Below are 13095 nucleotides of genomic sequence, written 5' to 3'. Positions count from 1 at the left end.
TCAGCTATGACCGGATCGGGCGGTGGAAGTTTGGCGCGCGTCGATTGCGGGCCGCTCACCTTTCACCGCATGGTAACCCATCAGTTTGCAGAACGCCGTCAGCAGCCTTCCGGCCATGTCGTCCCAGTCGGCGCGGCCCACCTGATCGACGACCTGCGTCATCGTCAGGCCGCTGAACCCACAGGGATTGATCAGCGAAAACGGCGCCAGGTCCATATCGATGTTGAATGCCAGGCCGTGGTAGGTGCGACCCCGGCGAACCTTCAGCCCGATCGAGGCGATCTTGGATGCCCCGACGAACACGCCCGGCGCGCCCTCCTGTCGGCCGCCCGCCACGTCGAGCCCGGCCAGCACGTCGATCACGGCCTGTTCGAGCCGATCGACCAGGCAGCGCACGCTCACGCCCTTGCGCTCCAGGTCGAGCAGCGGATAGGCAACGACCTGGCCGGGGCCGTGGTAGGTCACCTGGCCGCCGCGGTCGGTCTGGACGATGGGGATATCGCCCGGATTGAGCAAATGCTCGGGCTTGCCGGCCAGCCCCTGGGTGAACACGGGATCGTGCTCGACCAGCCAGAGCTCGTCGCCGGTGGCCTCGTCGCGCGAATCGGTGAAATCCCGCATCGCCGCCCAGACCGGCTCGTAGGGCTGCCGCCCCAGATGCCGCACGGTCAGATCGGAGCCGGGAACTTCGGCCGGGCCGCCGCGGCGCCCGGGCGCCGTTCCTGAACCCTGAAACCTGAAACCTGAACCCTTGTTTTCGGTCATAGCGTCATCTTCACCGCGTCGAGCGCCCGAATTTCGGTGTAGATGATCTCCAGGTGTCGGCGCGACTGCGCCTCGACGACCACGGTGATGCTCTCGTAGCGACCGTGCCGGCTGGGCCGTATCTTGACGTCGCTCTCGTCGGGCAGCTCGGCGTGCCGGGCAATCACGCCGAGCACCTCGCGCAGGGAATCCTCGCCCGCCTCGACCATGGCCTTGACCGGCCATTGGCAGGGAAACTCCAGTGGAACTTCGGTCGGTCCGGTCATCAGTCGCCGCCGAACAGCCCTCCGACCCAGAGCCGGAAGCCGTCGATGCTGCGTCCGAAGAAGCCGGCCTGCTCCACGCCCTCGAGTGCCACCAGCGGGCGATCGGCCAGGTCGGCGTCGTCCAGCGAGACGACCAGGCGCCCCACATTCTCCCCGGATGCAATGGGTGCCGTGAGGGTATCTTCGACTTCCAGCCTCGCTTCCAGCGCATCGTAGCGGCCGCGAGGAATGGTCACGAACAGGTCGCTGTGGACGCCGAGCGTGACTTCGTCGGCCGCGCCTTTCCAGATCGGCTCCACGCTGATCTCGTCGCCGGCCTCGTAGAGCTGGTAGGTCTCGAAGAACCGGAAACCGTAGTTGAGCAGGGCCTGGCTGGCCGTGGCACGGGCATCTTCGCCGTCGGTCCCCATGACCACGCTGATCAGGCGCATGCCGTCTCGCATTGCCGAGGTCACCAGGCAATACCCGGCCGACTCGGTGTGGCCCGTCTTGAGGCCGTCGACCGAGGGATCGCGCCACAGCAGGCGGTTGCGATTGTGCTGGCGGATGCCGTTGTAGGTGTACTCGCGCTCGGAATACCAGCCGTAGAAATCCGGAAACTCCCGGATCAGCGCGTCGGCCAGGCGGGCGATGTCGCGCGCGGTGGTGTAGTGTTCCGGGTGCGGCAGACCGGTCGCATTGACGAAATGCGTGTTGCTCATGCCGAGATTGCGGGCCGCTTCGTTCATCATGTCCGCAAAGACTTCCTCGGTGCCGCCGACATACTCGGCCAGCGCAACCGAAGCGTCGTTGCCGGACTGGATGATCACGCCCTTGAGCAGCTCCTCCACGGTTACCCGGTCGCCGACCTCGATGAACATCCTCGACCCCTCGGTGCGCCAGGCCTTCTCCGAGATCAGCACCTCGTCGGAGAGCGACATGTTGCCGTCGGCGATTTCCGAGAACACCACGTAGGACGTCATCAGTTTCGTGATCGAGGCCGGCTCGACCTGCGAATCGGCGTCGAGTTCGGCCACCACCGTGTCGCTGTGGTAATCGACCAGAACATAACTGGTCGCCCCGACGGACGGTGCGGCCGGCACGGGCGACTGCGCGGAAGTGAGCGGGCTGGCCGCCAGCACAACGGCGGCGATCAGCGACGACAGGAAGATTCTGGGGGCGAAGTTCATGAGTCTGGAGTCAGTTCGGAAATGATTGCAGGCGGTATCGGATTTTCAAGGGTACACATAGCGCGCCCGGCCCAGGCCGAGCTCGGCGACTCGATCGACAAGCGCGATGGCGCGCGAGACTTCGTCGATCGGCCCCAGGCGCACGCGCCAGACGTGACCGACATCCGTCCGGGCCGATTCGGATTCAATGGGTCCGATTCCGGCCCGTTCAAGGTCTTGGACCACGCGGTGTGCCCGCTGGCGCTCGGAAAACGCGCCCACCTGGACGTAGACGGGCACGCGCGCCGGGCGCGGCGTATCACCCGGTCCGTCCTCGAAGGTAATGGCGCGAACCTCCACCGGTGCGGTGCCTAGCTCCGTCATGCCGAGCTTGCTGGCGGCCGCCCAGGACAGGTCGATGATGCGGTCGGGATGAAAGGGACCGCGGTCGTTGACGCGCACGACGATGGTCTTGCCGGTATCGAGCCGGGTGACTTCGACCCAGGTCGGCAACGGCAGCGTGCGATGGGCCGCGGTCAACTGGTAGAGATCATAAGGTTCGCCCGAGGAGGTCAGGCGGCCGTGGAACTTCGTGCCGTACCAGGAAGCGACGCCTCGCTCGTGATAACCCGTTGCGCTTTCCATGACGCGATAGGTTCGGCCGAGCACCTCGTAAGGACTGTGGTTGCCGTAGGCGCTGCGCGGTTCGGGGCGGGGCTCGGGACGCTCGATCAGCGTCGGATCGAACCGATCGCCGGGCGGGCCGTCGCTGACCTCACGCACGGCTTCCCGGCCGCAGGCGGCCAGCAGGAGCGTGCAGGCCAGCAGGCCGAGCAAGCGCGCCAGATTCATTGCCGCTGCTCCCGGATCTCTTTGGCCAGCTGGGTGACGGCCATGGCATAGAGCGGCGAGCGGTTGTAGCGCGTAATGACATAGAAGTTGTTCAGGCCGACCCAGTAGTCGCGACCATCGGCCTGCTCGAGTTCGATCAGCGTGGCCTCGGTATCGCCGGGCAGCTCTCCGGCATCGAACTCGACCCCCATTTCCGCCAGCTCGGCGAGGGTGTGCTCGGGCTTCAACGGAAAATCGGCTCCCTCGGGCAAATCAACGGACAGATCAGCAGGCAAGGCGATGGGCTCGTCGTCGCGCCAGCCGTGCGTGGCCAGGTAGTTCGCCACCGATCCCATGGCGTCGGGCAGCGAGCGCCACAGGTCGCGTTTGCCGGTCTCGTCCATGTCGACGGCATAGGCCCGATAGCTGGAGGGAATGAACTGGCCAACGCCCATGGCGCCGGCGTAGGAGCCGCGGACTTCGGTCAGCGGCAGCGCCTCTTCCTCGGCCAGGCGCAGGAACTGACCCAGTTCGTCGGCGAAGAAGGCGCCTCGCTTGGGGTAGTAGAAGCCCAGCGTGGCCAGGGCGTCGATCACCCGGTAACTGCCGGTGTTCAGGCCGTAGCTGGTCTCCACACCGACAATGGCGACGACCACCTCGACAGGGACACCGAACCGATCCGACACCTGACCGAGCAGGTCGGCGTTCGCTCGCCAGAACTCCACGCCGGAACTGATCCGGGTGGGTGTAATGAAAATCTTGCGGTACTCGTGCCAGGGCTTGCTTTCCGCCGGGCGCGTAATGGCGTCGATGATCGACTGCTGGTAGCGCGCCTCGGCCAGAACACCCTGGACATGCTCGGGGTCGAGCCCGTACTCGGCCACGACGCGATCGACGAAAGCCGCCGCGCCCGGATGCGGCTCCTCGCTGGCGACAACCGCCGCAGTCGTCATCAGGGTCATCACTAACAAGGAAAATCGCAGCATCGCTCGGGTTCACTCCTGGGATTGTGTCGAGGATATAGAGGGCACGGTAAAGAAAAAGTTTGGCCCCGTTTGCCGGGCTGGCATTCTATCCCATGAATCTGCGGCGGCTGTACAGCCCCATGACCAGGCCGAACCCTGCCAGCAGGGTCACCGCGGAGGTACCCCCGTAGCTCACCAGCGGCAGCGGGACGCCGACGACCGGCAGGGCACCGGAGACCATGCCGACATTGACGGCCAGGTAGACGAAGAACATGAAGATCATGGCGCCGGCCAGCAGGCGGCCGAAGGCATCGCGGCACTGACCGGCCAGGAACATCCCGCGCAGGATGATGGCGACGTAAAGCGCCAGCACGGCCACGACGCCGATAAAACCGAACTCCTCGGCCAGGACGGAGAAAATGAAATCGGTGTGCGGTTCGGGCAGAAACTCCAGGTGCGACTGACTGCCCTCGAGCCAGCCCTTGCCGGACAGCCCGCCGGAGCCGACGGCGATCTTCGACTGGATGATGTTCCAGCCCTCGCCCAGCGGATCCGATTCGGGATCGAGGAAGGTGCGGATGCGATCCTGCTGGTACTCGTGCAGGTTCAGCCAGATCAGCGGGGCGGCCGCAGCCAGGGCCGCTGAAACGCCGAGGATCAGCCGCCAGCGGAGTCCGGCCAGGAATAGAACGCAGGCGCCGCTCAAGCCGACCAGCACGGCCGTACCCAGATCCGGCTGGATCACGATCAGCCCCACGGGCACGGCGATCAGGGTGGCCGCCGCAATCACGGTCCGCCAGTCCGGCGGCAGCGGCTTGCGGTCGAGCATGGCCGCCAGCGCCAGAGGTAGCGCCAGCTTCATCGCTTCCGAGGGCTGGAAACGCAGCAGCCCCAGGTCCAGCCAGCGCTGCGCACCGCGCCCCACGCCGAAGAACACCACGGCCACCAGCATCAGCAGGGCCGCGAGAAACAGGAAGGGCGCCCAGGCCTTGAGCAGGCGGGGAGGAATCTGGGCGACGAACAGCATCACCGCCAGGCCCACGCCCAGGCGGACCCACTGCCGCCAGACCAGGGCCATGCTCTGCTCACCGGCCGAGTAGAGCACCATGCTGCCGAAGGCGACCAGCACGACAAGCAGCCCGAACAGCCAGGGGTCGAGCCGGAGCCGCTGCAGCCCCACGGCGATGAGGGAACCGGGCGAGCCGCTCACAAACCGGCCTCCAGCGCCGCGTTCATGACCGTCGCGGCAATCGGCGCGGCCACGCTGGCACCGCCACCGCCGTGTTCGGCCACCACCGACACCACCAGGCGCGGTTCATCGATCGGCGCGAACCCGGTGAACAGGGCGTGGTTGCGGAGGAACTCGGGCAACTCGTCCTGCTCTCGTTCGTCGGCTTCTTCATCCTCGTCCGGCCGCCCGAAAACCTGGGCGGTACCGGTCTTGCCGGCCATGCGCACGACCAGCTCCGACTCGATGGCGCGAGCCGTTCCGCTCGCGCCGTGCACGACGGCCTCCATTCCCCGGTGCACGGCCTGCCAGTCGGCATCGTCGTGGCGCACCATCTGGACCGGCTCGCGCTGACCGACCAGGGCCGGAGCCGCCGTTTGGCCGCGGCCGGCCAGGGCGGCGGTGGCGTGAGCCAGTTGCACAGGCGTGACCACCGTGAACCCCTGGCCGATGCCGGTAATGACCGTCTCACCGGGAAACCAGGGCTGGTTGAAAGTCGCCCGTTTCCATGAACGGGTCGGCAGGATGCCGCTGTTCTCACCCGGCAGGTCCAGCCCGGTGGTCCGACCGAATCCGAACAGCGCGAGCTCGCGCGAGATCCGGTCGATGCCCAACTCCACGGCCAGCCTGTAGAAATAGACATTGACCGACTCGGCAAGCGCCAGCTCCAGGTTGACCCGGCCGTGCCCGCCGGCCTTCCAGTCACCGTAGGTGCGGCTGTGGCCCGGGAGCCGGTATTGCCCGGTGGAAACCACCTCGGTGCTCGGCGTGACCACGCCCGCCTCGAGGCCGGCCAGTGCGATGAAGGGCTTGACCGTCGAGCCGGGCTCGTAGCCACCGGAGAGCACGCGATTGAAAAGCGGTCTCTGCCGGTGATCGAGCAGCCGGTTGTAGTCGGCGTGACTGATGCCGTGCACGAAGAGATTGGGATCGAAGCCGGGCTTGCTGACCAGGGCCAGCACCTCGCCGGTGGCGACCTGCAGCACCACGACGGCGCCCGCATAGTCGCCGAGCGCCTCGTAGGCCGCGCGCTGGACATCGAGGTCGACGTTCAGCCTGAGATCCTCGCCGGGTTGCGGATCGTTGCGCTCGAGGACCCTGAGGATTCGTCCCTGGGCATTGGTCTCGACCCGCTCGAAACCCGAACGGCCGTGCAGTTCTTCCTCGTACTGACGCTCGATGCCCGTCTTGCCGACGTGCGTGGTCGCCCGATAGCGGTCCGGATCAAGGCGCGCTCGGTCGCGGTCGTCCATTCGCCCCACGTAACCGACGAGGTGCGCGAACAGCTCGCCTTGCGGGTAGTGCCGGGTCAGGTAGGGCTCGATATCGACGCCGGGCAGGCGATGGCGATGGATGGCCAGCTTGGCGACTTCCTCTTCGTCGAGATTGCTCTTGAGCGTGATCGACTCGAAAGGTCGCGACCGGGCGCGCTGCTGGTCGAAACGTCGCCGCTCGTCGTCGCTGACGGGCACCAGGTCGGCCAGCCGCGCGAGCGTGCCCTCGAGATCCGGGGCGCGCTCGGGAACCACTACGAGGCGGTAGGCGGGCAGGTTCTCCGCCAGGACCCGTCCGCGCCGATCCAGGATCAGACCGCGATTGGGCGGCAGGGCACGCAGGCTGATCCGGTTGTCGTCGGCGCGGGCGGCGTACTGTTCATGATCACCCAGCTGCAGCAGGCCCAGGCGCAGACTCAACAAGCACAGGACGATCAGCATCAGGACGATCAGGAACTGGAGACGCCGGTCCACCTGCGCCAGCGCGCTGCGGGAATCGCCCATGCCGGCCGAACGGGTCGAGGTAATCATGCCGGACGGCGACGCTCCTTCTGGCGAAGGGCGTCGAGCAACAGGAACAGCCACGGCCACAGCAGCATGCCGATCACCGGCGCCAGCCACCACTGCCAGGTCGGCCAGCGATCGCCGACCAGTCCGATGATCCAGAGCTGGACGATCCGGTCGTTGAACAGCAGCAGCATGACGACAGCAGCCTGCTGCCAGGGCGGAAAGAAGCGGATACGGTAACGAAATCGCTCGACCAGATAGCTGATGATGACGAGGCTGAGGGCGTGCTGCCCGAGCAGGGAGGCAGTGAGCACGTCGAGCACCAGGCCGCCGAGGAAGGCCTGCCCCAGATGACGCAGGCGCCCGGCTTCGAGGTTCCAGTAAATCATCACCAGCGCGGCCCAGTAGGGGCGCGCGTCGGAGAACGCATCGGGCAGCGGCATCAGCGTCAGGGGCAGCACCGCGATCAGCGAGAGCGCCATGGTCCAGTTGGCAACGCCGCGCTTGCTCACGGCGTCGACTCCGTTGCGGCATTGTCGGCCGGCTGCTCGGAATCCGGCCCGGATCCTTCCGTTCCGGTTTCCTCCGGCTCGGCCGAGGCGCCCGGCGAATCCACCACCAGCACGTGCCGGGCGCGGTCCAGTCGGGCGACCGGACGCACGGTGGCACGCGCAAAGGCCTCGCCGACGGGCCGGGAAAGGGATTCAACCTCGGCCACCGGCAGACCCGCCGGGAAGGCGCCGCCGAGACCGGACGTCACGAGCATGTCTCCGGGCTGAAGGTCAACATTCATCGGCAGGTCGGTCAGCCGCAGCTGGTTGATCCGGCCCGAGCCGTAGGCGACGGTGCGAAGCCCGGTGCGCTGCACCCGCACCGGCAACGCATGATCCGGATCGGAAATGAGGATGATCTGGGCGGTATTGAGCGCGACCTCGTCGACCTGGCCCATGACGCCGTGGATGTCCATGACCGGCTGCCCCGGACTCAGGCCGTCGCGGCTTCCGCGATTGATGAGCACCCGGTGCGACCAGGGATTGAGATCGATGCTCATCAGCTCGGCGGACTGGAACGACGGTGCGATACGCTGCGAGGCCGCCAGCAGAGCGCGGAGCTCGCGGTTGTCCTCGCGCAACTCCTCGAGCAGGACCAGCTCGGCCTCGCGTTCGCGGCGTTCGCGCTCCAGCACGGCCAGGCGGTCCATCAACTCGTGACGATCGCGCATTTCCTCGCCCAGGCGCTGCCCAAGGTCGAACGGCGCTTCGACGGCGACGAACACCGGCTCCAGGGCACGCCATGCCAGGCCCCTGAGCGACTCCACGTAATGTCCCCGATAGTCGAGGGTCATGAGCACGATCGCCAGCAGACCGTAGAACATCAGGCGGGCGATGCGCGCGGCCGCCTCGCCGTCGATCGCCGCAGGCCATGAACCGCCGGAGGGAGTCACTTCTCGACCCGCCGGCGCCGATCAACTCGCGAAAAAGAAGTCGCCCTTGTTCTCATCCATCAATTCGAGGGCCCGGCCGCCACCGCGCGCCACGCAGGTCAGCGGGTCGTCGGCGATGATCACCGGCAGGCCGGTCTCTTCCATCAGCAGCTTGTCGAGGCCGCGCAGCAGCGCACCGCCGCCGGTCAGGACGATGCCCGTCTCGGCCACGTCGGCACACAGTTCGGGCGGCGTCTGCTCGAGCGCAGTCTTGACCGCGCCCACGATGCTCGAAAGCGCCTCGTTAAGCGCCTCGAGCACCTCGTTGTTGTTGAGCGTGATCATCTTGGGCACGCCCTCGGCGAGGTTGCGGCCCGAGACCTGGATCTCGTTGAGCTCGTCCTGCTGGTGGGCGCAGCCGATCTCCATCTTGATGCGTTCGGCCGTGGACTCGCCGATCAGGGTGCCGTACGAGCGGCGCACGTAGTTGGTGATGGCCTCGTCGAAGTGGTCGCCGCCGACGCGCACGGAATTCGAGTAGACGATGCCGTTGAGCGAGAGCACGGCCACCTCGGTGGTGCCGCCGCCGATGTCGAGCACCATCGAGCCGCGGGCCTCGTGAATCGGGATGCCCGCGCCGATCGCGGCGGCCATCGGTTCCTCGATCAGAAACACTTCCCGGGCACCGGCGCCCTCGGCCGACTCCTTGATGGCGCGGCGCTCGACCTGGGTCGACGAACAGGGCACGCAGACCAGCACGCGCGGGCTCGGTCGCAGGAATCGCGAGGAGTGCACCTTCTTGATGAAGTGCTGCAGCATCTGCTCGGTCATGTTGAAGTCCGCGATCACGCCGTCCTTGAGCGGGCGCGTGGTGCGGATATTGCCGGGCGTGCGGCCCAGCATCTGCTTGGCCTCCGCGCCGACGGCAGCGACTTCCTGCGGCCCGCCGGGGCCGCGCTCCATGCGAACGGCCACGACCGAGGGCTCGTTGAGCACGATGCCCTGGCCGCGCACGAAGATCAGGGTATTGGCCGTGCCCAGGTCGATGGACAGGTCATTCGAGAAAATGCCGCGTAAGCGCTTGAACATGATGAAAGAAGGAGCTGCGGAAGCTGGTTGAGAAAAGACCGCCTAATGTAGCAACGCCAGCCCGAAGCGGCAAGCGGAAAACCGGGTTTCCCCGGAACCTGGTTGGGGTTCCGGGTTCCGGGTTCGGGGTTCCGGGGCCTGGGTGGTGCATCGGAGCGGTGGGGGCTAATGCTCGCGCGTTGGGTTTCAGGTTTCAGGATTTCAGGTTTCAGGCGGCGCGGGACGCATTGGGGGCCGGCTTCGCCGGGCTGGCCTTGAGAAGGCCGAACGCGTTCTGAGCCGTTGCTCGCAGGGCATTCTCGCTCGCGGTGTGTCCTGCGCCCAGGTTGTCGCTGCAGCGCACTCCGCCTCCTCCCACGCCCCTGAAACCTGAACCCTGAAACCTAGAGATCGAACTTCAGCCCCCATCGCTCCGATCAACCACCGGAGCCCCGGAACCCCGAACCCCGAACCCGGAACCCCTCATCTCCAAAACTCAGAACCTGGCCCCGGCGCCCGGAGTCAGGCAACGGCTTCGTCAGAATGCCCATGATCCCGAGCCAAATAGAGATACATCGCCGGCACCACGAACAGGGTGAAAGCCGTGCCGATGGTCATGCCGGTGGCGATCACCAGGCCCATCGAGAAGCGCGAGGCCGCGCCGGCGCCGGTAGCGATCAGCAGCGGCACCATCGCCAGCACCAGGGCTGCGGTGGTCATCAGGATCGGGCGCAGGCGAATCGAAGTCGCCTCTTCGATGGCCTTGCGCTTGCTCATGCCTTCTTCCTGGAGCTTGTTGGCGAACTCGACGATCAGGATGCCGTGCTTGGAAATCACGCCGATGAGCGTGACCAGGCCGACCTGGGTGTAGATGTTGAGCGTGGTCAGGCCCAGGGACACGAAGATCATCGCTCCGCAGATCGACATCGGCACCGTGACCAGCATGATCAGCGGATCGCGAAAGGACTCGAACTGGGCCGAAAGCACCAGGAAGATCACGGTCAGCGCAAAGGCGAAGGTCAGCAAGAGCGCCGACCCCTCGGTCTTGAACTGGCGCGACTGTCCGGCGTAGTCGACGTTGTAGCCGGGGGGCAGAACCTCGGCCGCGGCCTCGTCGAGCACCGCCAGGGCATCACCCAGCGGCACACCCGGCCGGGGCACGCCGGAGATGGTGACGGCGTTGAGCTGCTGGAAACGCTTGAGCTGGCGCGGCTCGACGGTGTCTTCGAGGCTGACCAGGGTCGACAGCGGAATCAGCTCGCCGCTTCTCGAGCGCGTGTAGTAGTTCTCGAGCTGTTCGGGATTGAGGCGCCACTCGCGCGCCACCTGCGGGACCACCCGGTAGCTCCGGTTGTCCATCGCAAAGCGATTGACGTAACCGCCGGCAAGCATCGCCGACAGGTCGTTGCCCAGCGTGGCCATGTCCACGCCCAGCAGTGCGGCTTTGTCGCGGTCGACCTGGATCCGCACCCGGGGCTTGTCGATATTGAGGTCGGAATTGACGAAGATGAACTTGCCGCTCTCGCGCGCGGCCTGCATCACCTGTTCCGATAACTCCTGGATATTGCTGAGCGGCTCGGTCGAGCCGATGACGAATTCGACCGGGAAGCCGGAGCCGCCGCTGGGCAGGGCCGGCGGCATGAAGGTGGCGACATCGAGACCGGCCACGTTCTGGGCGGCCGGCTGGATGGCCTCGGTCATGACCTCGCGCGTGCCGCGCTCGCGCTGGTTCCAGGGCTTGAGCACGAAACCGGTAATCGCCGAGTTGGTCGACTCGGTCATGCCGCCCCCGCCGCCGCTGGCGCCGTTGATGATGAACACGTTCTCGAGCTCGGGGATCTCGTCGATCAGGTCCACGTAGCTGCGCGTGTAGCGTTCCAGATACTCGATCGTGGAATACGGATCGCTCGTCGACTGCGCGATCACGAAGCCCTGGTCTTCCTCGGGAGCCAGTTCGGACTGGGCCGAGACGAACAGGAAACCGCAGGAGACCAGCACGATCAGGCCGAACACCGCGATGACCGACTTGGTCTCGAGCGCACCGTGCAGGCGCCGACGGTAGGCGCGGCGCAGGCTGTCGAAGCGTTCGTCGAGCCAGTGGGCCAGGCGACTGTCGCCGTTTTCGCCATCATTGGCCTTGAGCAGTTTGGCGCACATCATCGGCGAGAGCGTCAGGGCCACCAGCCCTGACAGCAGCACGGCGCCGGCCAGGGTAAACGCGAATTCGACGAACAGGGTGCCCGTCAGGCCGCCGATGAAACCGATGGGAATGTAGACGGCGACCAGGGTCGTGGTCATCGCCACGACCGGCCAGGCGAGCTCGCGCGCACCCTTGATGGCCGCATCCTTGGGCGTCATGCCCTCCTCGATGTGACGGTGGATGTTTTCGAGCACGATGATGGCGTCGTCGACGACGATGCCGATCGCGAGCACCATCGCGAGCAGGGTCAGCAGGTTGATCGAAAAGCCCATCAACAGCATCAGGAACATCGCGCCGATGAGCGACAGCGGCACCGCGACGGCCGGAATGATGACCGTGCGCAAGGAGCCCAGGAACAGGAAGATGACGATGACGACGATGATCAGCGCCTCGATGATCGTGGTGATGACCTCGTCGATGGCGTTGTTGATGTACTCGGTGCTGTCGTAGGGAATGTCGGCTTCCAGGCCCGTCGGCAGTTCCGGCAGGATTTCGTTGTCCCAGACCTCGCGGACGTCGGCGATGACGTCCAGGGAATTGGCGTCCGGCGAGACCTGCACGCCGATGAAGGTCGCCTCCTCGCCGTTGAAGCTCACCGAGGAGTTGTAGCTTTCCGAACCCAGTTCCACTTGGGCGATGTCTTCGAGCCGCACCACCGTGTCCTGCGTGGACTTGACGACCAGGTCCTGGAACTGCTCGGCGGTCTGCAGGTCGGTCTCGGCCGTCAGGCCGATGGAGATCATCTGGCCCTTGGTCGAGCCGACCGCCGAGAGCACGTTGTTGCTGGCCAGTGCGGCGTAGACGTCGCTGGCGGTGACTTCCAGGGAAGTCATCCGGGCGGGGTCCAGCCAGATGCGCATGGCGAAGGTTTCCGCGCCCAGGATCTGCGCGCGCTGCACGCCCGGAATGGTCGACAGCTTGGGCTCGACCACCCGCACCAGGTAGTCGGTGATCTGGTTGTTATCGAGCAGCTCGCTGTAGAAGCTCAGGTACATCGCGGCCGTGGACTGGCCTTCGGCGAGGTCGACGATCGGATCCTCGGCGGCATCCGGCAGCTCGCCTCTGAGCTTGTTGACCTTGGCCGCAACCTGGGTGAGCGCCTCGTTGGGATCGGTTTCGATGTCGAGGTAGGCCTGGATGTTGGATGCGCCCGGCACCGTTGTCGAAACGATGTAGTCGATGCCCTCGGCCGTGGCCACCTCGCGCTCCATGGGCGTGGTGATGAAACCCTGGACGAGGTCGGCATCGGCGCCGATATAGGCGGTCGAGACGCTGATCACCGCGTTCTGCAGTTCCGGGTACTGTCGGACGTTGAGGTCGCCGGCGGCACGCAGGCCCAGCAACAGGATGAACAGGCTGACCACGGTGGCCAGCACCGGCTTGGTGATGAAGATGTCGGTGAATTTCATGACAGTCGTCG

General features: G+C 66.1%; 11 protein-coding genes. All 11 read right to left on the bottom strand.

Annotated features, from left to right (window positions below; all coding sequences use genetic code 11):
* Positions 1–765 (bottom strand): lipoyl(octanoyl) transferase LipB, encoded by a 765-nt coding sequence (gene lipB, locus DZC52_RS05765; RefSeq protein ID WP_116650172.1) that lies wholly within the window; start codon positions 763–765, stop codon positions 1–3.
* Positions 762–1031: a YbeD family protein gene (locus DZC52_RS05760; protein WP_116650171.1), complete on the bottom strand. Its 270-nt coding sequence runs from the start codon at positions 1029–1031 to the stop codon at positions 762–764. The genes lipB and DZC52_RS05760 overlap by 4 nt, the downstream gene beginning before the upstream one ends.
* A complete protein-coding gene (locus DZC52_RS05755) occupies positions 1031–2200 on the bottom strand; it encodes a D-alanyl-D-alanine carboxypeptidase family protein (protein WP_116650170.1) in 1170 nt (389 codons plus the stop codon). Before DZC52_RS05755 ends, DZC52_RS05760 begins: the two co-directional genes overlap by 1 nt.
* A 45-nt stretch (positions 2201–2245) precedes the next feature.
* On the bottom strand, positions 2246–3031 hold the full coding sequence (locus DZC52_RS05750) for a septal ring lytic transglycosylase RlpA family protein (RefSeq protein ID WP_116650169.1): 786 nt from the start codon (positions 3029–3031) through the stop codon (positions 2246–2248).
* Positions 3028–3972: a lytic murein transglycosylase B gene (gene mltB, locus DZC52_RS05745; RefSeq protein ID WP_245960771.1), complete on the bottom strand. Its 945-nt coding sequence runs from the start codon at positions 3970–3972 to the stop codon at positions 3028–3030. Before mltB ends, DZC52_RS05750 begins: the two co-directional genes overlap by 4 nt.
* Before the next feature lie 109 nt (positions 3973–4081).
* Positions 4082–5185, bottom strand: coding sequence for a rod shape-determining protein RodA (gene rodA, locus DZC52_RS05740; RefSeq protein WP_116650168.1), 1104 nt, complete (start codon positions 5183–5185; stop codon positions 4082–4084).
* The gene (gene mrdA / locus DZC52_RS05735) at positions 5182–7008 is read right to left on the bottom strand and encodes a penicillin-binding protein 2 (protein WP_245960770.1); all 1827 of its coding nucleotides are present in this window, start codon (positions 7006–7008) and stop codon (positions 5182–5184) included. Before mrdA ends, rodA begins: the two co-directional genes overlap by 4 nt.
* Positions 7005–7496 carry a rod shape-determining protein MreD gene (gene mreD, locus DZC52_RS05730; RefSeq protein ID WP_116650167.1) on the bottom strand — a complete coding sequence of 164 codons (492 nt, stop codon included), beginning with the start codon at positions 7494–7496 and terminating at the stop codon, positions 7005–7007. The genes mrdA and mreD overlap by 4 nt, the downstream gene beginning before the upstream one ends.
* Complete coding sequence (mreC, locus tag DZC52_RS05725; protein WP_116650166.1) at positions 7493–8428, bottom strand: rod shape-determining protein MreC; 936 nt, start codon at positions 8426–8428, stop codon at positions 7493–7495. The genes mreD and mreC overlap by 4 nt, the downstream gene beginning before the upstream one ends.
* A gap of 21 nt (positions 8429–8449) precedes the next feature.
* A complete protein-coding gene (locus DZC52_RS05720) occupies positions 8450–9496 on the bottom strand; it encodes a rod shape-determining protein (protein WP_116650165.1) in 1047 nt (348 codons plus the stop codon).
* Between the two features lie 501 nt (positions 9497–9997).
* Positions 9998–13084 carry an efflux RND transporter permease subunit gene (locus DZC52_RS05715; RefSeq protein ID WP_116650164.1) on the bottom strand — a complete coding sequence of 1029 codons (3087 nt, stop codon included), beginning with the start codon at positions 13082–13084 and terminating at the stop codon, positions 9998–10000.
* Positions 13085–13095: the final 11 nt, after the last annotated feature.

The organism is Wenzhouxiangella sediminis (genome assembly GCF_003410055.1).
GTDB lineage: Bacteria > Pseudomonadota > Gammaproteobacteria > Xanthomonadales > Wenzhouxiangellaceae > Wenzhouxiangella > Wenzhouxiangella sediminis.
The sequence above is the reverse complement of the archived record's forward strand: the minus strand, read 5'-3'. Positions and strand labels throughout refer to the sequence as shown.